The sequence below is a fragment of the Winogradskyella ouciana genome, assembly GCF_965284585.1.
GTDB classification, from domain to species: domain Bacteria; phylum Bacteroidota; class Bacteroidia; order Flavobacteriales; family Flavobacteriaceae; genus Winogradskyella; species Winogradskyella ouciana.
Genome location: NZ_OZ260095.1, coordinates 1,257,521 through 1,282,104, shown reverse-complemented (window position 1 = coordinate 1,282,104; position 24,584 = coordinate 1,257,521). Strand labels below are relative to the sequence as shown.

Annotated in this window: 18 protein-coding genes; 10 read left to right on the top strand and 8 right to left on the bottom strand. The window is 35.9% G+C overall.

The window, feature by feature from the left end; genetic code table 11:
* Positions 1-116 precede the first annotated feature (116 nt).
* From ACQ65V_RS05700 to ACQ65V_RS05690, 3 genes are read left to right on the top strand one after another with little or no spacing between them, the layout of a single operon-like run.
* Entirely contained in the window at positions 117-5,396 is a 5,280-nt protein-coding gene (locus tag ACQ65V_RS05700) for a fibronectin type III domain-containing protein (RefSeq protein ID WP_430467208.1), read from the top strand.
* A gap of 26 nt (positions 5,397-5,422) precedes the next feature.
* Positions 5,423-6,334 (top strand): PorP/SprF family type IX secretion system membrane protein, encoded by a 912-nt coding sequence (locus ACQ65V_RS05695; RefSeq protein ID WP_155089067.1) that lies wholly within the window; start codon positions 5,423-5,425, stop codon positions 6,332-6,334.
* A gap of 20 nt (positions 6,335-6,354) precedes the next feature.
* A complete protein-coding gene (locus ACQ65V_RS05690) occupies positions 6,355-8,271 on the top strand; it encodes an OmpA family protein (protein WP_430467207.1) in 1,917 nt (638 codons plus the stop codon).
* Positions 8,272-8,332: 61 nt separating this feature from the next.
* Here ACQ65V_RS05690 and ACQ65V_RS05685 read toward each other — a convergent pair whose 3' ends face one another.
* Complete coding sequence (locus ACQ65V_RS05685) at positions 8,333-8,839, bottom strand: YciI family protein (RefSeq protein WP_412559497.1); 507 nt, start codon at positions 8,837-8,839, stop codon at positions 8,333-8,335.
* Positions 8,836-9,312, bottom strand: coding sequence for a CYTH domain-containing protein (locus ACQ65V_RS05680; RefSeq protein WP_430467206.1), 477 nt, complete (start codon positions 9,310-9,312; stop codon positions 8,836-8,838). Before ACQ65V_RS05680 ends, ACQ65V_RS05685 begins: the two co-directional genes overlap by 4 nt.
* 43 nt (positions 9,313-9,355) lie before the next feature.
* Between ACQ65V_RS05680 and dinB the strand changes: the two genes are divergently transcribed.
* Positions 9,356-10,468 (top strand): DNA polymerase IV, encoded by a 1,113-nt coding sequence (dinB, locus tag ACQ65V_RS05675; RefSeq protein ID WP_430467205.1) that lies wholly within the window; start codon positions 9,356-9,358, stop codon positions 10,466-10,468.
* 46 nt (positions 10,469-10,514) lie between these two features.
* Entirely contained in the window at positions 10,515-11,492 is a 978-nt protein-coding gene (locus ACQ65V_RS05670; protein WP_430467204.1) for a TolB family protein, read from the top strand.
* Between the two features lie 14 nt (positions 11,493-11,506).
* Here the strand turns inward: ACQ65V_RS05670 and pyk are convergent, their stop codons facing one another.
* The 5 genes from pyk to ACQ65V_RS05645 form a co-directional block, all read right to left on the bottom strand.
* On the bottom strand, positions 11,507-12,940 hold the full coding sequence (gene pyk, locus ACQ65V_RS05665) for a pyruvate kinase (protein ID WP_412559501.1): 1,434 nt from the start codon (positions 12,938-12,940) through the stop codon (positions 11,507-11,509).
* Between the two features lie 4 nt (positions 12,941-12,944).
* Positions 12,945-13,421: an IPExxxVDY family protein gene (locus ACQ65V_RS05660; RefSeq protein ID WP_273289172.1), complete on the bottom strand. Its 477-nt coding sequence runs from the start codon at positions 13,419-13,421 to the stop codon at positions 12,945-12,947.
* Positions 13,422-13,542: 121 nt separating this feature from the next.
* Positions 13,543-14,286, bottom strand: coding sequence for a ribonuclease III (gene rnc / locus ACQ65V_RS05655; protein WP_430467203.1), 744 nt, complete (start codon positions 14,284-14,286; stop codon positions 13,543-13,545).
* Positions 14,287-14,293: 7 nt separating this feature from the next.
* Entirely contained in the window at positions 14,294-15,544 is a 1,251-nt protein-coding gene (gene fabF, locus ACQ65V_RS05650) for a beta-ketoacyl-ACP synthase II (protein WP_155089080.1), read from the bottom strand.
* Positions 15,545-15,557: 13 nt separating this feature from the next.
* Entirely contained in the window at positions 15,558-15,791 is a 234-nt protein-coding gene (locus tag ACQ65V_RS05645; RefSeq protein WP_008269813.1) for an acyl carrier protein, read from the bottom strand.
* A 182-nt stretch (positions 15,792-15,973) separates the two neighbouring features.
* On the opposite strand from ACQ65V_RS05645, the gene ACQ65V_RS05640 reads away from it, so the two are divergent.
* From ACQ65V_RS05640 to ACQ65V_RS05625, 4 genes are all read left to right on the top strand, one after another.
* Positions 15,974-16,537 carry a phosphoribosylglycinamide formyltransferase gene (locus tag ACQ65V_RS05640; RefSeq protein WP_430467202.1) on the top strand — a complete coding sequence of 188 codons (564 nt, stop codon included), beginning with the start codon at positions 15,974-15,976 and terminating at the stop codon, positions 16,535-16,537.
* Between the two features lie 113 nt (positions 16,538-16,650).
* Positions 16,651-17,292: a viroplasmin family protein gene (locus ACQ65V_RS05635; RefSeq protein ID WP_430467201.1), complete on the top strand. Its 642-nt coding sequence runs from the start codon at positions 16,651-16,653 to the stop codon at positions 17,290-17,292.
* Positions 17,293-17,371: 79 nt separating this feature from the next.
* Positions 17,372-18,298 (top strand): PfkB family carbohydrate kinase, encoded by a 927-nt coding sequence (locus ACQ65V_RS05630; RefSeq protein ID WP_430467200.1) that lies wholly within the window; start codon positions 17,372-17,374, stop codon positions 18,296-18,298.
* A gap of 44 nt (positions 18,299-18,342) precedes the next feature.
* The gene (locus ACQ65V_RS05625; protein ID WP_430467199.1) at positions 18,343-20,241 is read left to right on the top strand and encodes an amidophosphoribosyltransferase; all 1,899 of its coding nucleotides are present in this window, start codon (positions 18,343-18,345) and stop codon (positions 20,239-20,241) included.
* A gap of 479 nt (positions 20,242-20,720) precedes the next feature.
* Here ACQ65V_RS05625 and ACQ65V_RS05620 read toward each other — a convergent pair whose 3' ends face one another.
* Positions 20,721-21,329 carry a superoxide dismutase gene (locus ACQ65V_RS05620; protein ID WP_155089085.1) on the bottom strand — a complete coding sequence of 203 codons (609 nt, stop codon included), beginning with the start codon at positions 21,327-21,329 and terminating at the stop codon, positions 20,721-20,723.
* A 113-nt stretch (positions 21,330-21,442) separates the two neighbouring features.
* Between ACQ65V_RS05620 and ACQ65V_RS05615 the strand changes: the two genes are divergently transcribed.
* Entirely contained in the window at positions 21,443-24,574 is a 3,132-nt protein-coding gene (locus ACQ65V_RS05615; protein ID WP_430467198.1) for a UvrD-helicase domain-containing protein, read from the top strand.
* The last annotated feature ends 10 nt before the right edge of the window (positions 24,575-24,584 follow it).

The window sequence follows — 24,584 nt, the reverse complement described above, 5'->3', positions numbered from 1 at the left end:
ACGACCAACCAACGTAATTAATGCTCGCAATAGCCTCATTTTATTTAAAACAAAATAAATCCTTTGTAATCAACGTGTTACAAAGGGTTAAATAATTTCTAACAAACCGATTAATAATGAAAAAGATTACTCTATTTTTATTTCTTTTGTGCTTAACTCTTTCCTTAAGTGCTCAAGTTTTAAATCAGTCTGCAGCATGGCCAAATACCAATTGGACGGTTACAGGAACTTACAACACGGATCCTACTGCTTTTGAAGCAGATCCTACGGTCACTAGCAACTTTGCCTTTGATGACGACGACGCCGGATTTGGTAGTGATGATGACATCGCTGCAGAGTCAACAATAATAGATCTTTCAGCTGCTTTTGCCGCTGGTGAGACATGGTTATTTGTTGATGCTGACTATACTTATAATGATTTGGCCGATGTACTTAACTTAGAGTATTGGGATGCTGATTCAAGTACTTGGGAGGTATGGCAACAATTTACGGCCAGTACAGATCAACCTACTGATAACTTTTGTAGCGGTACTAGAGATAGTTTTACAAGTAACCAACTAAATATAGCTGGTTTTACGCCTACACAGCTTTCTGGTTTTCAGTATAGAATTGCTTTTTATGATGATGGCCCAGGTGGTGCTGAAGGTTATGAATGGGGTTTTTGTTTTGATTCTCCTACCATTACATCGCAATCTCCACCTACATGCCCAGATCCTGATATGTTGACTGTTGCTAATGTTACAGAGAACAGTGCAGATTTGCAATGGAATGAAACTGGATCTGCAACTATGTGGAATTTAGAATGGGGAATAGCTGGATTTACTCCAGGCTCAGGTACTTTAGAATCTGGTCTAACGTCTACTACATTTAATTTAACAGGGCTAACTGAAGGTACATCATATGATTTTTACGTCCAGTCGGATTGTGGAGGTTCAGGAACATCAAATTTCGTTGGCCCAACAACTTTCAATACTGTTGTACCAGGTGGAAGTTGTGTTGCGGCATTTCCTATGACTGTAGAGACAGACTGTAGTGCAGCAACACCTGTTACTCTAGATTTTTCAATAGCTGAAGATTTAGATGCTGCTGACGAGAATCCATCTTGTGATGCATTCGGAAATTGGGGTTATTGGGTAAGTTTTACAGCACCTGCAATAGGATCTGTAGTCTTTAACTTCAGCGGTGGTGCAGATAGCATTGGACTAGAGGTATTAGACATGTGCGGAGGAACTACAATAGGAAACTGCGATAATAATATTTATGATGCTGGAGATAGTTCTGATATTATAAGTGGATTAACTCCTGGCAACACATATGTCGCAGTTATATGGAGAGATGGACAAGACGGAACCGCAGACGTATGTATAGAGGAAGGCCCTACTTGTTTATTCCCTACAGATTTAGCCGCAGATAACTTTACAATAGATGGAGCTGATTTAAGTTGGACAGAGAATGGATCCGCCACTATGTGGAATGTTGAAATAGTGCCATCTGGTGATACGCCTACCGGAACACCAACAGCTACAGGAGTTTCTAATCCTTATACGGCGACTGGTCTTATGGCCAATACAGATTACGATTTTTATGTTCAAGCAGATTGTGGAGGTGGAGATACTAGTGATTTCAATGGTCCTTTTACTTTCACCACAGCTTGTGATGTCTTTGTGCCAGATTATTTAGAAGATTTTACTACCATCATTCCTAACTGTTGGGATGAAGCAGATAGTGGCGATGCTACTACAGGGCCAGGAGATTTAGGAGCTGGATCTTGGACAGCCGATGGTTTTCTCAATAATGGATTTACTGGTGCTTATAAAATAAATTTATGGGTAGCCTCTAAAAGTGACTGGATTCTTTCACCAGAATTTGATTTAACTGGTGGTCCTTTCCAAGTTGAGTTCGATTTTGGAATAATGCAATTTGGTAGTTCTACAACAGCTGGTACTTTAGGTTCAGATGATACTGTTCAACTTTTAATTACCAATGATGGTGGTACTACATGGATACCTCTTTTGGTTTATGACAGCACATCTGTAGTTTCTCCTACAGGTGAACATCCTGTTGTTACGCTAGAAGCCTATGCTGGTCAAACCGTACAGTTTGGTATTTTAGGTTCTGAAGGTACTGTTGATGATCCTGAGGACAATGATATATTTGTAGATAATTTTCAGGTAAGAAATATTCCTACTTGTCCTGAACCTACAGATTTAACATCTACTAACTTAAGTTTAACCTCTACAGAGATTGGATGGACAGAAACAGGTACAGCTACAACATGGAATATTGAATATGGAGTTGCTGGCTTCGTGCAAGGTACAGGAACAGTTGTATCAGATGTAACAACAAATCCTTATGTGATTACAGGATTAACATCAGATACTAATTATGAGTTTTATGTTCAGGCTGTTTGTGACCCTCTAAACTTAAGTTCATGGACTGGACCTGGTACATTCTACACGGGTTATTGTGCTTCTGAACCAACTAGTAATGATGGTGATGGTGTAACGAACGTAACTATTGGAGTCACTGATTTTCCTAGTTTTGGAGATGTTACTTATGAAAACCATACAGGCACCGTAGTAAACGTATTCCAAGGTATAAATACAAATGTAGCCGTTACTTTTGCGACCGGTTTTACATATGGTACTAATATATGGATTGACTTTAATGACGATCTGGTTTTTGACAATGCAACTGAATTAGTTTTTCAAGGGGAATCTACCAATGCAAACCCAACAACTTTAGATGCCTCTTTTGTTATGCCAGCAACAGCGCCTTTAGGTCAACATAGAATGCGAATTGGTACAGCAGATTCAGGACAAGCGACACCTAACCCTTGTTATAATGGTACTTGGGGTGTAACATTAGACTTTACAGTAAATGTTGAGGAATTAACCTGTACGTTGCCTGAAGCCAATTATTCTGTTACTACTGACTGTAATAGCGATCAATTCTTTATAGATGTCGATGTTACCAGTTTAGGTGATGCTACTTCACTAGAAATATCTAATGATTTTGATGCCTCTACAGTACAAGCTACTGCAGTTGGAGTTTATCAAGCTGGACCTTTCCCTTTTGGCAATTCAGTAAAAGTATTTGTAACCAATGAACAAGATAATAATTGTGTTATCAGTAGTGAGTTCTTTGAAGTATTAGCTTGTCCACCAGCAAATGATGAGTGTGATATGGCAACCGTTGCTGTAGTTAATGCAGACGAATCATGTGATAGTGTAAATTCAGGTACTATTTTAGCTGCAACACCGTCTGGTGTACCAAACGGTAGTTGTTCTGGTTCACCAGATGATGACGTTTGGTTTCAATTTACGGCACTAGGAGAACAGCAAATTATAGATATTCAGAATATAACTGGTGGGACCACAAATTTAGACCATGCAGTATATGAAGGTACATGTGGTAGTCTTACAGAACTATATTGCTCTGATGATACTTTTAGCCTAACACCTTCTCTAGTAGTTGGCAACACATATTACGTGAGAATATTCTCGGCTGGTTCAACGAGTGAAACAAGTAGCTTTGATTTATGTATCAGCACTTTAGGAACACCAACCTATTGTTTAGATGCCTTACCAATTTGTGCTGATCCAAGTATCCAATACGAAAGTATAGTTGGTGATCAAGTAGCACCTCCTTATTTGGATTATGACTGCCTGTTCTCACAACCAGATCCTCAGTGGAACACAATACAATTTGATGACGCGGGAGATTATGAGTTTAGTTTAGATCAAACCAGTACAGGTGGAGCACCATTGGATATTGACTTTATAGTTTGGGGTCCTTTTGTAGATCAACAAGAAGGTTGTTATGAATTACTCACTGAAAATATTGCAGATTGTAGTTATTCAGCAACCGCAAGTGAGACTATAACATTAACCAATGTACCGGCGAATTCAACTTATATTATCCTTATCACAAACTTCTCACAACAACCAGGATTTTACACCTTTACGCAAGATTCTGGACCTGCAGATGGTACCAATTGTGAAGTTGTTTGCGACGTTACTTTAAACCTTGAAGGTGGTCCTGTTGAAGACACTGTTGAAGATCCTGGAACACCAGATGGCACTTTTAATTACTGTGGTTTCCCTAGCGTTCAGTTAGAGGCAACAACATTTTACGATGTAGATGAGTATGTGTGGTATAAAGACGGTTTCGTTATTCCTGATTATAATGACCCTATGTTAACTGCAACTGAATCTGGAACCTATCAAGTTCAAGTCTTAGGAGGTATTTGTGACCAAAGTGAGCAATATTTTTCAGCATTAGTTCAAATAAACTTTTACGACGATGCAGGTACGGTTGACCCACAGAACATAACAGTCTGTGATGGCCCTGAAGCTGATGGTTCTGAAGCATTTGACTTAGATGCATTAACTGCCTCTCTAGGTTTTGGCGCTGATTTTACTGTGTCATACTATACAAATACAGCAGATGCAAATCAAGCAATGAATGCAGTATCTTCTCCATATACCTCATCTGGTGAAACACTGATAATTAGAGTAGAAGATGCAGACGCGGCTAATGATGGTTTCTTAGGGTGTCGTCAATTATCTGAAGTAGAATTGGTTGTTAATACCAGACCAGATGTAAATCAACCAGCAGATTTTGTTGTCTGCGATGATATGGATGGAGCTGTTGACGGTATGACAGATTTTGATTTAACTTCAATAGATGCTGAAGTAAGCACAGATCCAGATGTTACAATTACTTATCATTCATCTCAGGCAGATGCCGAGAGTGGTACAGCTGCATTGTCGAGCCCTCACAACAGTGGTGGAGAGACCATATATGTAAGAGCTGAAGACAATGCAACAGGATGTTATCAGACCACATCATTCAATCTTGTGGTTAATCTTATTCCTCTAGCGACATTTGATCAAAGCATAGATTATGAAGTTTGTCCAAACGCAACGGTTCCTATTACAATTGCAATAATTCCTGATAACTTCTCAGCAGCTGACGTATCAGTTAATTGGTACTTAGATGGAACTCTAATATCTGGTGCTAGTGGTTTAATGTTAGATACCGTTTTGGTTTCGGGAGACTATTCAGCTGAAATTACTTTTAGTGCTACGGGTTGTAGCAATACAGTTACAACTACTGTAATAGAACTCGATAATTGTATTTTCCCAGAGGGAATTTCGCCAGGAGTTAGTCCAGGACAAAATGACCGTTTTGATTTAAGCAGCTTTGATGTTGTTAAACTAGAAATTTTCAACAGAAATGGAACACTTGTATATTCTAAGAGTAACTATACAGATGAATGGGAAGGTCAAACTAATGATGGTGAAGAACTTCCGGTAGGTACTTATTTTTATACAGTGATCTATGAAGGCGGTGCTAAACAAAAGAGCGCTTGGGTATATATTAACAGATAATCAACTAACAGAATCAACTTATTATAATGAAAAAACTCTCGATAATAGCGGTTTTGCTTTTAGCATTTCAAATGCATGGGCAACAAGACCCTCAGTACACACAGTACATGTACAATATGAATATTATGAACCCAGCTTATGCAGGTTCTAGGGAAAATCTATCTTTTGGATTATTGTACAGAAATCAATGGGCTAAAATAGATGGCGGACCTGAAACTGGTACATTTTTTGGTCACGCGCCAATTGGCAATAACCTTGGCCTTGGTGTATCATTAATTGCAGATCAAATAGGTCCGGTAAAAGAAACCAACGCATATGTTGACCTATCTTATACACTTAGGTTAGGTGGTGAGCACCGTTTGGCATTTGGTGTTAAAGCTGGAGCTACATTTCATGATATAAATTTAACCAGCGGAAATGTAGATGTAATAGATATGAATGACCCTTTCTTCGGTATCGGCATCAATGAGACGACACCTAATATTGGTGCAGGTTTCTTTTATTATACTGATAAATATTATTTATCCTTATCCGTTCCGAATCTTTTGTCATCTGTTCATTTAGACTCAAACGGAAATAAAATTGGATCAGAAACTCAACATTATTTCGTAACAGGTGGTTATGTTTTTGATTTATCGCCTAACACAGAATTGAAGCCTTCGTTTATGGTTAAGTCTGCTTTTGACGCACCAACATCTTTTGATGTTAACCTTAATGCAAGATTCTTTAAGAAATTTGAAATTGGTGCTTCATACAGATTAGATGACTCATTTTCTGGATTGGTTAACTTTGCATTGTCGCCATCATTAAGGGTTGGCTATGCGTATGATGCTGTATCATCTGACATTAAGGCTTTTGCGCCAGCATCGCATGAAGTCATGCTGTTATTTGACCTTAATTTCCCGAAACGTGTTTCTCGTTCACCTAGATACTTTTAATCCGTTAAGCTAAACAAATTATGAAAAACTTAAAAATACTATTATTTATCACGTTGATGAGTGGTTTATGCTTAACTGCTCAGAACAAAGACACCAAGAAAGCTGACAAGGAATTTGCCAGATTTGAATATGTTGATGCTGCTGAAAGCTATAAAAAACTCGTAGACAACGGTAAGGGCTCTCCTTATGTTTATGCTCAATTGGCAGAAAGCAATTATAACATTTTCAATACTGTTGAGGCTGAGAAATGGTATGCAAAAGCTTTAGAATCTATGAATGATCCAGAAATGATCTTCAAATATTCCGAAATGCTAAAGGCTAATGGAAAATATGAAGAATCTAACCAGCAAATGGAAAAATTTGCTTCTATGCGTCCATCCGATGATAGAGCAACAGCCTTTAGAAAAAACCCTAATTACCTTCCTAAAATTTTAGAACAAGGTAAAAAGTTTAATGTACAAGATGGTGGTTTTAATTCGGCTCAATCAGATTTTGGAGGAACCATGCATGATGGTAAACTTTATATTACTTCTGCCAGAAATGATAACCGAAAAACTTATGGTTGGAACGAACAACCATTTTTAGATATTTACACTCTGACCAAAAATTCTGACGGGTCATATTCTGAGGCGACCTTAATGAACGATCAGATTAATACTAGACATCACGAAGGTTTAGTTTCAATCACACCAGATGGTAACACCATGTACTTCTCTAGAGAAAGTTATTTTGAGAAGGATTTTGAAAAAGATTCCATAAGTAAAGTGCGATACAGCCAGTTATATCTTTATAAGGCTACTAAATTGGGTGATGATTTTGATAATGTGGAAAGCTTATCCATAAACAGCGAAAATTACTCTGTAAAGAACCCTTCGGTTAGTCCTGATGGTTCTACTTTATATTTCGCATCTAATATGCCTGGTGGTTTTGGAAAATATGATATTTATAAAGCGCCAATTAATGATGATGGGACTATTGGAGAGCCTCAAAACCTAGGTCAAAAAGTAAATACTGAAGGTCAAGAAATGTTTCCTTTTATAAGTAGCAACAATACGCTTTACTTCTCTTCTACAGGTCATTTAGGCCTCGGAGGAATGGATGTGTTCTACACTAGGGAAATAGATGGGAAAATGGCACCAATAAGAAATGTAGGAATTCCTATTAACAGTAATGGTGACGATTTTGCATTTACCATTGATGAAGAAGCTGAAGAAGGTTTTGTCTCTTCAAACAGAGATGGTGGACAAGGAAGTGATGATATTTATGCATTCAAAAAACTACAACCGCTTTGCGATGTTTTAATTACTGCAATAGTATTGGATGACGAAACAAGAAATCCTTTAAATGGCGCTTCTGTTTCATTGTACGATGCGGAAGGTAACAAAATGGCAACTAAAACTACTAATGCTGAGGGTATTGCTGAATTTATAATAGAGTGTGAGCAAGATACCGAGCTTGAAGTAGTGATGGAAGATTTTGAAAGCAAAAAAGTCACTGTTAACGGAACAAGTGAGGAAGAGTTAGAGGTTCAAATTTCGTTAGACCCAATAGAAAAAATTATTGCACCAGAGGAAATAGTATTAAACCCTATTTACTTTGATTTCGATAAGTCCAATATCACAGCACAAGCTGCTTTTGAATTGGATAAATTGGTACAGATAATGAACAAATATCCAGATCTAGTAATTAATGCTACATCACACACAGATAGTAGAGGATCTGTGACATACAACCAAAAGCTTTCTCAACGTAGAGCAAAGAGCACACAACAATATGTTATTTCCAAAGGTATAGACGAATCTCGAATCTCTGCGGAAGGTAAAGGAGAAAGTAACCTTAAGGTAAAATGTGGTCAAAACTGTACTGAAGAAGAGCACCAACAAAACAGACGCTCAGAGTTTTTAATAGTGAGTGGCTCTCCTGAGACTCAGAAGTAAGTCTTATTGAGTTTAAGATTATAATAAAAAGCGCTCTGATTCTTATCAGAGCGTTTTTGTTTTATCGTAATGGAAATCCCTTAGCTGCCCACCAAGGATGCAGTTCTATAACTAATCGTCCAGCTTTAACCATTGGGTCGGCATTTGCTAAACTGTCTGCCATTTCTAAAGTTGGCACGTTGTAAATTGTGATACCTCTAATATCACCGTCATCACCAAAAGGTCCAGAGATATCCGCATAACCTAATTCGTACATTTTACCTAAGTGCGCTAAATGCTCTTTTTGAAGTCTCGCTGATTCCTCTTCATTTTGATTTCTAATTGGTCCGCGTTTTAAAAAAGCTATAAAGTATTGCTGCATTAATGTAGTATCCTTTGTCTTCTCATCAACATAATCAAAGACCTCATAACCCTCGTCTACAAGTTTAGCTTTTATTTCAGCAACAGATTGCTCTTTAATAGTTTCAATACTTTCTTCTTGGGACTCTGAAGTTTTCTCATTGGATTTTGTTTCGTTTTTACATGATAGTAAACTAAATACACATAGAATTATTAGTATATTTTTCATTCTTTCCAGTTTTTAAATGGTTGTTTGCTTAATTGCGAATTATAATATTTTATATCACCAGTAACTTCTTTACCCAACCAGTTAGGTCTTTCAAAAGTTTCATTCTTAGATTGTAGTTCAACTTCAGCAATAATTAAACCATCATTATTACCATAAAACTCATCAACTTCAAACGTGTGGCTGCCATATTTGACTTCGTAGCGTTTCTTATCTATAATGGATTCTTCACATAGGTCTAAAAGATTTTCAGCTTCTACCCTAGTAATTTCTTTTTCCCATTCAAATCGAGATAAACCATCGTTAGAAGATTTTCCTTTTATAGTTAAATAGCCTTTATCCTCCTTCAATCTCACACGTACAGTTCGCTCTTTATGACTGTTTAAAAAACCTTGTTGAATGATATAGCTCGTTGAAGCTTCTTTTTTAAAGCCATCAGATGTCACTAAAAACTTACGCTCAATTTCTACGGCCATTATCGATACTACTTAAACTATATTTAATCCCTAAATTTACTGCATGCTAAACGATTTACCAATAAGAAAGATAATTCATGTGGATATGGATGCGTTTTATGCTTCCATAGCCCAAATGGACAACCCTGAACTTAAAGGTAAACCAATAGCTGTTGGAGGTGGCGGAAAACGAGGCGTGATAAGTGCGGCAAGTTATGAAGCTCGCAAATATGGAGTAAGAAGTGCTATGTCTGGTCGTTTGGCAGAAAAGCTTTGTCAAGAACTAATTTTTGTTAGAACAGATTTTGAACGTTATAAGGACATCTCCAATCGTATTCGGAAAATTTTTTTCGAGTACACAGATTTAGTAGAGCCTTTATCGCTAGATGAAGCCTATCTTGACGTAACGGAAAACAAAATAGGCTTGCCTAGTGCGACATTAATTGCTCAAAAGATACGGCAACGCATTTTTGACGAAGTTGGTTTAACGGCTTCCGCAGGCATTTCAATCAACAAGTTTATTGCTAAGGTTGCGAGCGATTACAATAAGCCCAATGGTCAAAAAACGGTAAATCCTGAGGACGTGCTTCAATTTTTAGAAGATTTGGACATTAGAAAATTCTATGGTGTTGGTAAAGTCACCGCAGAAAAGATGTATCAAAAAGGCATTTTTACCGGTAAGGATTTAAAAGCCAAGAGTCTTGAATATTTAGACGAAAACTTCGGAAAGTCAGGTCGGTATTATTACTATGTAGTGCGAGGCATTCACAATAGTGAAGTAAAACCTAATCGCATACGCAAGTCTCTAGCTGCCGAGCGCACATTCAGTGAAAATTTGTCTTCTGAAATTTTTATGCTAGAAAAGCTTGACCATATTGCAGAAGAAGTCGCCAAGCGACTTGAAAAAAGTAACGTTGCAGGAAAAACCATAACATTAAAAATAAAATACTCTGACTTTACATTACAGACCCGAAGTAAGACGCTTCCTTATTTTGTAAGTGATAAGGCTGTTATTTTAGAGACTGCAAAAGATTTGTTATATCAAGACAAACTAAAAAATTCGGTGAGACTTTTAGGAATTTCTCTCTCTAACTTAAATACAGATAAGTCAGTCAAAGCAAAGCCTTCGGAAGACAAAAAGAAATCTGTTAGCGTTCAGTTAAAGTTCGAATTTTAATCTGTTGAATTTCTTAAGTTTATGTCAACTACTAAACCAACCACGTATGAAATTCTTAAATGTACTAATCGCTGTAGTCATATTACTCTCAATTTCTTCATGTAAAGATAATGAAGCTTCAAAAGAAGTAACTTCTGAACCAGAAAAGGAAAACCAAGAAAAAGGCGGTGTACAACCCTTTGCAGAACATATCTTTTCACAGTTTACTAATGTTAGGGATTTTACAATGGATAATGACGAAACCGAGGCTTATTTTTCATTGCAAAGTCCAGCAAGAGAGCTTTCTGTAATCATGAAAATTGAAAAGAAAAATAATGAATGGCAAGACCCTGAAATTAGTAGTTTTTCAGGCCAATATACAGATCTTGAACCTTTTTTATCTCCCGATAATTTAAAGCTCTATTTTGTATCTAACAGACCTGTTTCAAAAGATAGCACCAATACAAAAGATATGGATATTTGGTATGTGGAGCGTTCCACTAAAGCTGAGGCATGGTCAAAACCAAAAAATATTGGTGCACCAATAAATACAGATGGTGATGAGTTTTATCCTGCTGTGGCTGCAAATGGCAATCTATATTTTACTCTTATTAAAGAAGAACTAGAATCTGCAGACGATATCTATGTAAGCAAATGGGAAAACAACGCTTATGCAGAGCCAACAATTTTAGGAGAGGGAGTGAACACCAAAGGTGCTGAGTATAATGCTTTTATTGCACCAGATGAATCTTATATCATTTTCGGAGGTTGGCGACGACCAGATGCATTGGGATCTGGTGATATGTATATCAGCAGAAACGTAAACAGTGAATGGACAACTGCTGAAAATCTTGGAGAGCCCATTAATTCCAAGTATATGGAATTTTGTCCTTTTGTAAACAACGGAACACTTTATTTTACAAGCCGCAGAAGTAGCGTAGAGTCAAAAGAAAATGGTTTTACCAACACAGAGGAGTTAATCTCTGAAATTAATAAATATGATAATGGTTCTAGCCGGATTTATCGGGTGGAAATTAAAAGTTAAATTGATTTAAGTCTCTAATCATTAGTAATCTCCCTGACTCGTAAGGTATTCACCATCCCCTTTTCCGTAATTGGCATGGAAGCTAAGCTAATGGCCATATCGCCTTTTTTTAGATAACCTCGCTCTTTAGCAATTTTATTAATGTCACCAACCGTTTCATCAGTACTTACAAACTTATCATAGAAAAAAGCTTCTACTCCCCAAAGCAAACTCAATTGGGTTAAAATACGCTTGTTAGATGTAAACACTAAAATATGGGCTTGTGGTCTCCATGCAGAAATCTGAAAAGCCGTGTAACCACTATTGGTCAACGTAGAAATGGTTTTGGCATTGATCTCATTTGCCATATTAGCAGCGTGATAACAAATAGATTTAGTTATATACCGTTTGGTACGTATATGAGGAGGAGATTGTGGCACTTCAATTAAGGGAGAATCTTCTACACTACGTATAATATTTGCCATTTGGCGTATCACTTGTACAGGATATTGCCCAACAGAGGTTTCTCCTGAAAGCATTACCGCATCAGCACCATCCATTACCGAATTGGCAACATCGTTGACCTCAGCTCGTGTTGGTGTTAAGCTTGTAATCATGGTTTCCATCATTTGCGTAGCTATGATTACAGGAATTCTTGCGCGTTTGGCTCTTAGTACTAATTTCTTTTGAATTAATGGCACTTCCTCAGCTGGTATTTCAACACCTAAATCACCACGAGCTACCATTAAACCATCACAGTAAGCAACAATTTTATCAATGTTTTCAACAGCTTCTGGCTTTTCTATCTTAGCAATAATCGGAATTTTATGATCACTATGCTCTTTAATTAATTCTTCCAATTGCATTAAATCCTCAGCATGCCTAACAAAGGATAAAGCGATCCAATCCACCTTTTGTCCTATAGCAAAAATGGCATCCTCTATATCCTTTTTTGTCAAAGCAGGTTGAGAGATATCTGTATTTGGAAGGTTTACCCCTTTTTTAGATTTTAAAGGACCGCCTTGTATAACTTCTGCCTTTACTTCAGACTTTCCGTCTGTGGAAACGACTTCAAAAATTAATTTTCCATCATCCAATAGAATTCTTTCACCTCTTTTAGCGTCTTGTGGAAAGTTGTCGTAAGTCATATAGACACGTTCTTTAGTGCCTTCAAATCGTTTGCCAGTTGCGAAAATAATTTCGTCCCCTTCATTAACAACAACTTCGCCTTTCATGGTGCCAACACGTAGTTTGGGACCTTGTAAATCTGCTAAGATCGAAGCATTGTATCCAAACTCGTCATTGAGCTCTCTTATCATTTTTATGCGCTCCTCAACATCCTTATAATTCGCGTGCGAAAAGTTTATTCTAAAAACATTGGCGCCTTCATCGAGCATGGCTTTTAAAACGTCCTTGCTACTTGTTGCTGGGCCTAATGTGGCTACTATTTTGGTTTTTTTGTTTAGCATCAATTCAAAAAATTAAATGGTCTTTTGATTTTAATTGTATCGGATTAACAGAATAACTTGTTACAATCTGCGGAATATTCTGCAGTTTATCCAAGATTAATTTTTCGTTTACATTCTGTATCTCATCAGAAATCTTTATAAAGTAATCTACCCTTTTGTACTCTGGGACTAAATTAAAAGTCTTTAATACTTTTTCATTAGTTTGAAATAAGCCTGTACTATATAGACTCTCTTCCTCTTTTTTGCATACGTTAGAAACCAAGTTCCAGGTCACAAATTGTGAAACGTTATTCCACTCAAAAATACTGTACGAAGATTTTAAATATTCAAAATCAAGATCTTTGGATTTACGCTTTAAGTTCAGCTCTAAACTTTGGTTAAGCAAATAAGCCAATCGATAGTCTTCTAGCCCACAATGAATAGCAATGAGTTTGTAGGTGTCGTCATAAAAATCGTCAACAAGAAGTTTGTGTAAAGCCATATAGTCATAACTCTGAAATGTAAATATAGAATATAAATGCCTTAGATTTATTAACTTTTGGTTAATCTTAACCCTTAAAATCTACGAAAACGTTGTAGTTTAATAAAATTAAATTCTTGAATTAAATAAGCTTGGTAATTTGCTTCTGAAATGCAAAAAAAGCGCGTTTGGATGCCTTTTCTTCCGCTTTCTTTTTTGAAGTTGCCCTGGCCTTTGAGACCACTTTATCATTAATACTAAGTTTAACAGAAAAGTGCTTTAACTCATCTTTGCCTGTGTCCTCATAAACTTCATAATCGAATGTGTTTTTTTCTTTTTGGCACCACTCAATCAACAGACTTTTATAACTAATAACTTTGCCTTCTAAGGTCTCTATATCTACATGAGGATTAATAACACGTTTGTAAATAAAGTTTTCGCAAGTTTTATAACCTTTATCTAAATAAATGGCACCTACTAATGCTTCAAAAAGGTTACCGTGGATGTTGTTACCAAAATTAGACTTTGGTATTCTACTTTGCACCAAGTCAATGAGGTTGAGTTCTTTACCAAGTTCATTTAGGTGCTCCCTACTTACTACTTTAGAGCGCATCTTTGTAAGATAGCCTTCGTCACCATGTGGCACTTTCTCGTATAGGTATGCTGCAATAACAGAACTGAGCATGGCATCACCTACAAACTCCAAACGCTCATAGTTTATAGGATTACCCTTTTTATCCCTAATATTCATAGAGCGATGAGTAAAGGCTTTTATGTAAAGTGATTTAGATTTTGGCTTAAAGCCTAGAATATTTTTTAGTTGTAAAAAAAAATTCCCGTCTTCTTGAGAACGGGAATTTTTTAATATGTTACGAATGAAAGTCATTCGGGATTTAATCTATTTTTTTAAATAATACACAAGCGTTGTGGCCGCCAAATCCAAATGTATTACTCATTGCGACTTTTATATCTCGTTTCTGCGCTTCATTGAGCGTTAAATTTAATTCTGGATCTATATTCTCATCATGAGTTTCGTGGTTAATTGTCGGTGGAATAATTCCATGTTCTAAAGCCAAAATCGAAGCAATAGCTTCAATAGCTCCGGCTGCACCCAACAAGTGACCAGTCATAGATTTGGTAGAATTAATATTTATGTTTTTAGCATGGCTGCCAAATACTTCTGATATAGCTTTAAGTTCGGCAACATCACCTAATGGTGTGGATGTACCGTGTGTGTTAATATGATCTACATCTTCAGGATTTAAACCAGCATTCTCTAAACAATTTTTCATTACCGCAACAACTCCTATACCATCTGGGTGAGGTGCTGTCATATGATAAGCATCAGAAGATAAGCCTCCACCTACAACTTCAGCATAGATTTTTGCTCCTCTTGCTTTGGCGTGCTCATACTCTTCTAAAACAATAGAACCTGCTCCTTCTCCCAAAACAAAACCATCTCGGTTAGCATCAAAAGGTCTAGAAGCCGTTTCCGGACTATCGTTACGAGTGCTCATAGCATGCATAGCGTTGAAACCTCCCATACCAGCAATGGTAACCGCAGCTTCACTTCCACCTGTAATTACAACATCACAATGACCTAAACGTATCGTGTTTAAGGCATCGATCATTGAATTAGCGGAAGAAGCACACGCAGAAACCGTTGTGTAGTTTGGTCCCATGAAACCATATTTAATAGATATGTTTCCTGGTGCAATATCAGCAATCATTTTCGGAATGAAGAAAGGGTTAAAACGAGGTGTGCCATCACCAGCAGCATAGTTTAACACTTCTTCCTGAAATGTCTCTAAACCACCAATACCAGCTCCCCAAATAACTCCTACTCTATATTTGTTTAATGAATCTAGATCTAGTTTTGAGTCTGCAATTGCTTCATCCGAAGCAACCATTGCATACTGCGAAAACTTGTCCATTCGCTTTGCCAGCTTTCTGTCAATAAAGTCAGTAACTTCAAAGTTTTTTACTTCACAAGCGAATTGTGTTTTGAACTTCTCAGCATCAAAATGTGTAATTGGAGCAGCACCACTTTCACCATTAACAAGACCATTCCAATATTCATCTTTGGTATTGCCAATTGGCGTAAGAGCACCTAGACCAGTAACTACGACTCGCTTTAATTCCATAAAAATAAAGTTCTTATTTTGCTTCTTCTATGTAAGAGATAGCTTGACCAACTGTTGCAATGTTCTCAGCTTGATCATCTGGGATTTGAATATCAAATTCTTTTTCAAATTCCATTATTAATTCTACAGTATCCAATGAATCTGCACCTAAGTCGTTAGTGAAGCTCGCTTCAGTTACAACTTCGTTTTCATCAACACCTAATTTGTCTACGATAATCGCTTTTACTCGTGATGCAATGTCTGACATAATCTTTTAATTTTAAGTTTTAATTAGATGGCAAAAATAAAAAACTTTACGTTAAAAATCATCTTTACCGATAAAATGTGCTTTTAATTTAGTAAAAATAAAATAGAAGTATTCCGTTTTGCCCTAATTGTTAATTATTATTCTTTTTTTTGTTTGAATAATTTGAACATGATGGCAAGTATATGAAACGAATTGTAATTTTTGCGTCCGGAAGTGGAAGTAATGCTGAAAATTTAATTAAGTTTTTTCACAACAGCGATAATGCGTCTGTTATTCAGGTATTGACCAACAATCCTCATGCCAAAGTCTTAGAGCGATGTAAGAAATTGAAAGTGAGTGGTTTATCATTCAATAGAATTGCCTTTTCAAAGTCTGAAGACGTGTTGAATATTCTAAAAGCGTCTCAACCAGACCTTATTGTATTGGCTGGTTTTCTTTGGAAATTTCCTGAATTTATCCTCAAGGAGTTTGAAAATAAAGTAATAAATATCCACCCTGCTTTACTACCAAAATATGGTGGAAAAGGGATGTATGGGCAATTTGTTCACGAAGCTGTTGTAGCAAATAAAGAAACCGAAACTGGGATAACAATTCATTATGTAAATGAAAATTATGACGAAGGAGCTATAATTTTCCAGGCTAAGTGTGAGGTTGAACCATCGGATTCTGCTGAAGATGTGGCTAAAAAGATTCATAAATTGGAGATGGAACATTTTCCTAAGATGGTACAGCAATTACTTAATTAACAAATTTCAAAAAACTAAACTCCAAAATGATTGGTGAAAATTCGTGAAATTAGTATCATGCCATTCATAGCAAGAGTCAGTGGTAATCTGTGAAATCCGTGTCAAAATAATTCATGTCAAAAAAGAAAAAAAAATATTACACCGTCTGGAAAGGCCATAACACAGGAGTCTTTGAATCTTGGGACGATTGCAAGGCTCAAATCAAAGACTTTAAAGGAGCACAGTATAAATCCTTCACAACTTTTGACGCAGCAAAGAAAGCGTATAGAGATGGACCAAAAGACTATATAGGAAAATCGAAAAGTTTTAAAAGTGAACTTTCTAACGAACTACTGAAAAAAATTGGTCAACCGAATTATAATTCTATTTCAGTTGATGCAGCATCATCTGGCAATCCTGGTAAAATGGAATATCGTGGTGTAGATACCAAGTCCAAAAAACAACTTTTTATACAAGGTCCTTTTGAGGAAGGCACTAATAACATAGGCGAATTCTTGGCCATTGTTCATGGTTTGGCTTTTTTAAAACAACATAAAAGTGACAGGATTATCTACACAGATTCTAAAACTGCCATGAGTTGGGTGCGAAAAAAAACTTGCAATACTAAACTTGAGCGGAATAACAAAAACAAAGATTTGTTTGAGTTGGTTGATAGAGCTGTAAAATGGTTGAAAATCAATAATTATTCTACTACCATAGTAAAATGGGAAACAAAGGCTTGGGGAGAAATTCCTGCAGATTTTGGGAGAAAATAATTTCTGTTATTAGGTTAGGACGCTATTTCACAAGGAAGATATTTTATGTACTTTTGCACCTTAATTCAAACTTACTTTAATGGGTAAATTAGTAATTGTCGGAACAGTGGCTTTTGATGCTATTGAAACACCTTTTGGCAAAACCGATAAAATTCTTGGTGGTGCTGGGACTTTTATAGGTTTGGCTGCGTCAAATTTTAATGTTGATTCCGCAGTTGTATCTGTGGTTGGAGGCGATTTTCCACAAGAGTACTTAGATTTAATGACAGACAGAAATATCGATATTTCTGGTGTTGAAATTGTAAAAGACGGCAAAACCTTCTTTTGGAGTGGTAAGTACCATAATGATATGAACTCTAGAGACACCTTAGCTACCGAATTAAACGTACTTGCCGATTTTGAACCTAAAGTTCCTGAAGACTATAAGGATGCTGAAGTTGTAATGCTCGGCAATTTACATCCACTAACCCAAATGAGTGTTCTAAACCAGATGGAGACCAAGCCAAAGTTGGCCATACTAGATACTATGAATTTTTGGATGGATTGTGCCCTAGAGGATTTACACAATACTATAAAACATATAGACGTTATCACTATCAATGATGAGGAAGCAAGACAATTAACCGGAGAATATTCATTGGTTGTTGCTGCTAGAAAGATTCATGAGATGGGCCCAAAATATGTAGTGATTAAAAAAGGTGAGCATGGAGCGTTATTGTTTCATGACGATAATGTGTTCTATGCGCCTGCATTACCTTTAGAAGAAGTTTTTGATCCAACAGGAGCGGGTGATACCTTTGCTGGTGGCTTTGCAGGATATTTAGCCAAAACTGAAGATTACTCTTTTGAGAATATGAAAAATGCTGTGATTTATGGTTCCACCTTAGCATCCTTTTGTGTAGAAAAGTTTGGCACAGAGCGAATGCTTAATCTCACTGCAAGTGAAGTACATAAGCGATTAGGCCAATTTAAGAGTCTAACACAATTTGATATAGAATTAACTTAAATCTAGCGCACTCTGAAAATGAGTGCGTTTTTTTATTATAGAATATGAGTGATGCTTTAAAACATGAGTGCGGTATTGCACTTATTAGACTTTTAAAACCATTAGATTATTACAAGAAAAAGTATGGGAGTGCCTTTTATGGTGTCAATAAAATGTACCTAATGATGGAAAAGCAGCACAACCGTGGACAAGATGGTGCTGGTTTTGCAAGTATTAAATTAGACACAAGCCCTGGTGAACGCTATATCAGTAGAGTGCGTTCTATTGCGCAACAGCCTATTCAAGATATATTTGCTCAGATTAATGAGCGTATTAATGAGGAAATTACAAAGCACCCAGAGTATAAAGACAACACTGAACTTCAAAAAAAGTATATTCCTTACGTTGGCGAATTGTTATTGGGTCATGTACGCTATGGCACATTTGGGAAAAACAGTGTGGAAAGTGTTCATCCTTTTCTGAGACAGAACAATTGGATGCACCGAAATCTGATTGTTGCCGGTAACTTTAACATGACCAATGTTAATGAGCTTTTCGATAATTTGATAGATCTGGGACAGCATCCCAAGGAAAAAGCGGACACCATAACTGTAATGGAAAAAATTGGTCATTTCCTAGATGACGCTGTCGCTAAAATCTATAAAGATTTAAAAAAAGAAGGCTATTCAAAAATTGAATGTTCGCCATTAATAGCTGAGCGTTTAAAACTGAGCAAAATATTAAAACGCGCGGCTAAAAATTGGGATGGCGGCTATGCTATGGCTGGCTTATTAGGTCATGGAGATTCATTTGTTTTAAGAGACCCTGCAGGCATCAGGCCTACATATTATTATAAAGATGACGAAGTTGTGGTTGTTGCTTCTGAGCGACCTGTAATACAAACCGTTTTTAATGTTGCTTTTGAAGATGTAAAAGAATTAGATCCGGGACATGCCATTATCACAAAGAAATCTGGTGAAACTAAAATTAAAAAGATACTAGAGCCCTTAGAGCGTAAAGCTTGTTCGTTTGAACGTATTTATTTCTCTAGAGGTAGTGATGCAGAAATCTATAAAGAAAGAAAAGAATTAGGTCGTTTATTGATGCCTAAGGTTCTTGAAGCTATTGGCAATGATACTGAAAACACAGTATTCTCATTTATACCAAACACCGCTGAAACTTCATTTTATGGAATGATTGATACGGTTGAAGAACATCTGAATGCTAAAAAAACTAAATCCATCTTAGATGGAAACGGAAAACTTTCAGCAGAAAGAGTTACAGAAATATTATCAGAAAGACCGCGAATAGAAAAGATTGCCATTAAAGATGTTAAGCTAAGAACATTTATTACTGAAGATAGTAGTAGGGATGATTTAGTTGCCCACGTATATGACGTAACCTATGGAGTTATAAAGTCCACAGATAATTTAGTGATTATAGATGATAGTATAGTACGAGGTACAACACTTAAAAAAAGTATCATAAAAATGATGGATCGCTTGAATCCCAAAAAGATTGTTGTGGTATCATCTGCTCCTCAAATACGCTACCCAGATTGCTACGGTATAGATATGGCAAACCTAGAAAGTCTTGTGGCTTTTAGAGCTGCCTTAGAATTATTAAGAGATAATGACCAATACCATATTGTAGAGGACGTTTACAAAAAATGTCTTGAGCAGGTCCATCTAAATGACAAAAATGTAGTGAATTATGTAAAAGAGATCTATAACAATTTTACTGACGAGCAAATTTCTGATAAAATCGCAGAACTTTTGAGTGATGAAGACGTGAACGCAGAAGTGAAAATCATTTTTCAGCCAGTTGAAAACCTTCATAAGGCTTGTCCAAAGAATTTAGGAGATTGGTATTTTACTGGAGACTATCCAACAGACGGAGGCAATAGAGTAGTGAATAGAGCATTTATAAATTTCTACGAAGGAAATAAAGAGCGCGCTTACTAATTATCGCTCAAAATTAACGTTTAATCCGAAAAAATGTGTATTTCATCCAAGAAAAGTGCATTTCATCCATTATATGTACTCTTTTAACAAATAACATTTACTTTGGTATCACCATAACATAAGTAGGTTAAGTTCATGGTAGATTTGGGGCAAAAAAAGGTGAACAGTGTTCACCTTTTTTTATGAATACCATTAAAATAAAAATCCTTGAATTTTTAATTTTCACGGGTTATTTATTAACTAAAAGCTAAGTAATCAAAGTAGTTTCCACGCTTAGACTAATATATAGGTCGTTTATCCAAAAAATTCAGAAGTTAAAATGATGTGAACTTATATTTGACTCACCATAACATAAGTAGGTTAAGTTTATGGTAGATTTGGGGCAAAAAAGGTGAACTCTCGTTCACCTTTTTTCATTTTAATTCATAAAAAATCCAAGCTCGACAAGCCTGGATTTTTTATTTGTGTTATGCCACTACTTATTTCGCTTCTGCGTAACGACGCTCAACTTCATTCCAGTTAATTACCTTAAAAAAGGCATCAATATAATCTGGTCTTCTGTTTTGGTAGTTTAAATAATATGCATGTTCCCAAACATCTAAACCTAATATTGGTGTTCCACCACAACCAACTCCTGGCATTAATGGATTATCTTGGTTAGGAGTTGAACAAACTTCAACCTTACCTCCTTTATGGACACATAACCAAGCCCAACCAGAACCAAACTGTGTTGCAGCAGCTTTAGAAAACGCATCAACAAAAGCCTCTTTGGATCCAAATTCTGCCTCAATTGCATCCTTTAAATCTCCTGAAAGGTAACCTTTATCCTCTGGATTCATAACTTCCCAAAACAATGAGTGGTTGTAAAAACCACCTCCGTTATTTCTAACTGCTTTGTTATCCATGTCTAAATTAATAAGGATATTTTCAATTGTTTTTCCTTCAAGATCGGTGCCTTCAATTGCGCCATTCAATTTATTAGTGTAACCTTGATGATGTTTAGAATGATGAATCTCCATTGTGCGAGCATCAATATGTGGTACTAAAGCATCATAAGCGTATTTTAATTTTGGTAATTCAAAAGCCATAATGTATTTATTTTTAATGGTTAATATTTCAATTTTAACAAATTTACGATTTTGAAAACAAGAAGTTCTAAATAAATTATTAAGATTCCCTATTTTGGTATAAAATTTATCTTTTGTCAAAATCACCCTTTAAAATATACAATGCTTCTGCTGGTAGTGGAAAAACATTCACTTTAGCCAAATCGTATATTAAAATATTGGTCCAATCCCAAAATTACGATCAGTTTAAATCCATTTTAGCCATTACATTTACCAATAAGGCGGTTGGTGAGATGAAAGAAAGAATTATTGAGATGCTCAAGCTGTTTTCTCAAGAAAAAAGCCTTAGAGAACCGCACCCTATGTTTACTGCTATCTGTGAAGAGTTGTCCATTTCAGCTGAAAACCTTCATAATAAGTCTAAGCACATACTCAAACATATTATCCATAATTATGGTGCGTTTGATATTTCTACTATAGACGGATTTACACATAGGATTATTAGAACTTTTGCCCACGATTTAAAATTACCTGTAAATTTTGAAGTGGAATTAGACCAAGAGCGCCTTTTGAATGAAGCCGTTGATAGTCTTATTGCCAAAGCAGGAACAGATAAAGCACTCACAAAAGTACTGGTAGATTTCGCCATTGAAAAAGCTGATGATGACAAAAGTTGGGACATCAGTTACGATTTTAATAAAATAGCGAAGCTTTTGGTGAGTGAAAACGATTTGCCGGCTATAGAAACACTAAAAGACAAAGCCATTGCTGATTTTAAAATTTTAAAATCTAGTTTAAGCCAAGAAATTACTAAACTTGAAGTTGATATTTTAAAAATTGCAGAAACAACCTTAGCCTTAATAGATGAATGTGGTTTACAGTTTGATGATTTTAGCAGAAAATCACTTCCAAATTATTTTGAGAATCTAAGTTCTAGAAATTTTAACGTGTCTTTTGATTCTTCTTGGCAGAGCGACTTAACAGAGGGCAATACACTTTACCCTAAACGAGTTACAGAAACTATTGCCTCTACGATTGAAAGTATTCAACCCGATTTGGCCGAGGCTTTTCTAAAAACTAAGGCCTTAATTATAGAGTTAAAGCTAAAAAAAGGATTTTATAAAAATATTACGCCTTTATCAGTTCTCAATGCTATTCAAAATGAACTAAATATGCTCAAGGAAGAGCAGAATAAATTGCTCATTTCGGAATTTAACAAAATCATAAGCAACGAAATTAAAGACCAACCTACACCATTTATTTATGAACGGCTGGGAGAGAAATTTAAGCATTACTTTATTGACGAGTTTCAGGATACATCTAAAATGCAATGGAGAAACCTCATTTCGCTTTTAGACAGTTCTTTATCGACTTCAAATGGCTCTGTGATGTTAGTTGGCGATGCCAAACAAGCTATTTATAGATGGCGTGGTGGTGAGGCGGAACAGTTTGTTGATCTTTATAACAAAATCGAAAATCCGTTTCAGGTAGAAGCTCAAGTCTTAACCCTCGACACCAATTACAGAAGCGCGAAGGAAATTATCAATTTTAATAATGGTTTTTTTAAGTTTTTGAGTGATAATTATTTTAGCGACAAACGTTATGCAGAACTTTACGAAAACTCAAATCAAAACTTAAATAATGACATTGAAGGCTATGTAAATATCGAATTTTTAGATATTTCTAAAGATGATGATGCTACTGATTTATACGCAAGCCAGGTGCTTAACAGAATAATAGAGTGTCAAAACAATGGCTATTCACTCAATGATATTTGTATAATTGTTAGGAAGCGAAAAGAAGGCGTAGCCATTGCTAACCACCTCAGTGAAAACGGTATAGAAATTACGTCTTCAGAGACTTTATTATTAAAGAATTCTGATAAGGTTAATTTTCTCGATTCGTTTTTACGCTTGTTGCTACAGCCTAATAATGACAGCTTAAAGATTGAAATTTTATCATTCATAGCCGAACAACATAGCATCAATGATAAACATTTGTTTTTTGAAACACACCTTAAACCAAGTATTGAAGAATTGTTTTTAAGCTTAAAGAGTTTAGATATATTTCTAGAAAAAAACGAGCTTTTGCGCATGTCGCTTTATGAGCTGGTTGAGCAACTCATAAGAACCTTCAATCTTCATAATTCATCTGATGCCTATCTTATGTTTTATTTAGATGTTGTTTTAGAATTTACTCAAAAGCAAAATTCAGATCTAGCTGCTTTTATTGACTATTTTGATAAGAAAAAGGACAGTCTTAGTGTTGTTTCCCCAAAAAACATGAATGCAGTTCAGGTAATGACCATTCATAAGTCTAAAGGGTTAGAGTTTCCTGTGGTCATATTTCCATTTGCGGATTTAAATATTTACAGAGAGTTAGACCCAAAGACATGGTTTCCAGTAGAGGAAAATGACTATAATGGCTTTGAAACTCTTTTGCTCAATTACAATAAGGACACTGAGCATTTTGGAGAAATAGGACAACTCATATATAACACACACCAATCACAATTAGAACTCGATAATTTAAATCTTTTGTACGTTACACTTACTAGAGCTGTAGAGCAGCTTTATGTAATTTCAAAAAAAGACATAAATAATAAAGGTGTGGTTGCTGAAAACACCTATGCTGGAATGTTCATTTCTTATTTACAGACTTTAGGAAAGTGGTCCGATAACCAATCAACTTATAGTTTCGGCTCACTCATTAACAATCAAGAAAGACCAGAGTCAGAAGATAAAAATGAGCCTCTTCGACTCATTTCTGTTCCCAAAGAAGATCACAACCTAAATATTATTACCAAGTCTGGTCAACTTTGGGACACAAAACAAGAAAGAGCGATGGAACGTGGTAATCTAGTGCATCTTATTCTATCTAAGATTAAAACGAGCCAGGATGTAGATTTTGCAATCAATGACTTGGTGGTGTCTGGGGATATTCTAAGCTCAGAGGAGAAAGAATTAAGAGATTTAGTAATGGAAGTAATACAACATCAAAAATTAAGCCCCTATTTTACAAGTGAATTCGAAATATATAACGAAAGAGATATTATTACCAATACTGGTCAAATCCTAAGACCAGACCGTATAAATATTCATTCCAATAATGAAGCCATAATCATAGATTACAAAACTGGTGAACAAAAAACCTCATATAAATCCCAGCTAAATAGTTATGCTTCAATTCTTGAAGTCATGAATTATTCCATAAAGCACAAGTATATTGTTTATATAAATGATACTGTCGAAGTCATTGAAGTATAATTTATTGATA

What these genes read in the sequence shown, in the direction of transcription:
- ACQ65V_RS05670 (WP_430467204.1), top strand. Translation starts at nt 10,515, where the DNA reads ATGAAATTCTTAAATGTACTAATCGCTGTAGTCATATTACTCTCAATT.
- ACQ65V_RS05620 (WP_155089085.1), bottom strand. Translation starts at nt 21,329, where the DNA reads ATGGCTTTTGAATTACCAAAATTAAAATACGCTTATGATGCTTTAGTA.
- ACQ65V_RS05695 (WP_155089067.1), top strand. Translation starts at nt 5,423, where the DNA reads ATGAAAAAACTCTCGATAATAGCGGTTTTGCTTTTAGCATTTCAAATG.
- ACQ65V_RS05685 (WP_412559497.1), bottom strand. Translation starts at nt 8,839, where the DNA reads ATGAAAAATATACTAATAATTCTATGTGTATTTAGTTTACTATCATGT.
- ACQ65V_RS05645 (WP_008269813.1), bottom strand. Translation starts at nt 15,791, where the DNA reads ATGTCAGACATTGCATCACGAGTAAAAGCGATTATCGTAGACAAATTA.
- ACQ65V_RS05640 (WP_430467202.1), top strand. Translation starts at nt 15,974, where the DNA reads ATGAAACGAATTGTAATTTTTGCGTCCGGAAGTGGAAGTAATGCTGAA.
- ACQ65V_RS05635 (WP_430467201.1), top strand. Translation starts at nt 16,651, where the DNA reads ATGTCAAAAAAGAAAAAAAAATATTACACCGTCTGGAAAGGCCATAAC.
- ACQ65V_RS05660 (WP_273289172.1), bottom strand. Translation starts at nt 13,421, where the DNA reads ATGGCTTTACACAAACTTCTTGTTGACGATTTTTATGACGACACCTAC.
- rnc (WP_430467203.1), bottom strand. Translation starts at nt 14,286, where the DNA reads ATGACTTTCATTCGTAACATATTAAAAAATTCCCGTTCTCAAGAAGAC.
- ACQ65V_RS05680 (WP_430467206.1), bottom strand. Translation starts at nt 9,312, where the DNA reads ATGGCCGTAGAAATTGAGCGTAAGTTTTTAGTGACATCTGATGGCTTT.
- pyk (WP_412559501.1), bottom strand. Translation starts at nt 12,940, where the DNA reads ATGCTAAACAAAAAAACCAAAATAGTAGCCACATTAGGCCCAGCAACA.
- ACQ65V_RS05630 (WP_430467200.1), top strand. Translation starts at nt 17,372, where the DNA reads ATGGGTAAATTAGTAATTGTCGGAACAGTGGCTTTTGATGCTATTGAA.
- dinB (WP_430467205.1), top strand. Translation starts at nt 9,356, where the DNA reads ATGCTAAACGATTTACCAATAAGAAAGATAATTCATGTGGATATGGAT.
- ACQ65V_RS05690 (WP_430467207.1), top strand. Translation starts at nt 6,355, where the DNA reads ATGAAAAACTTAAAAATACTATTATTTATCACGTTGATGAGTGGTTTA.
- fabF (WP_155089080.1), bottom strand. Translation starts at nt 15,544, where the DNA reads ATGGAATTAAAGCGAGTCGTAGTTACTGGTCTAGGTGCTCTTACGCCA.
- ACQ65V_RS05625 (WP_430467199.1), top strand. Translation starts at nt 18,343, where the DNA reads ATGAGTGATGCTTTAAAACATGAGTGCGGTATTGCACTTATTAGACTT.
- ACQ65V_RS05700 (WP_430467208.1), top strand. Translation starts at nt 117, where the DNA reads ATGAAAAAGATTACTCTATTTTTATTTCTTTTGTGCTTAACTCTTTCC.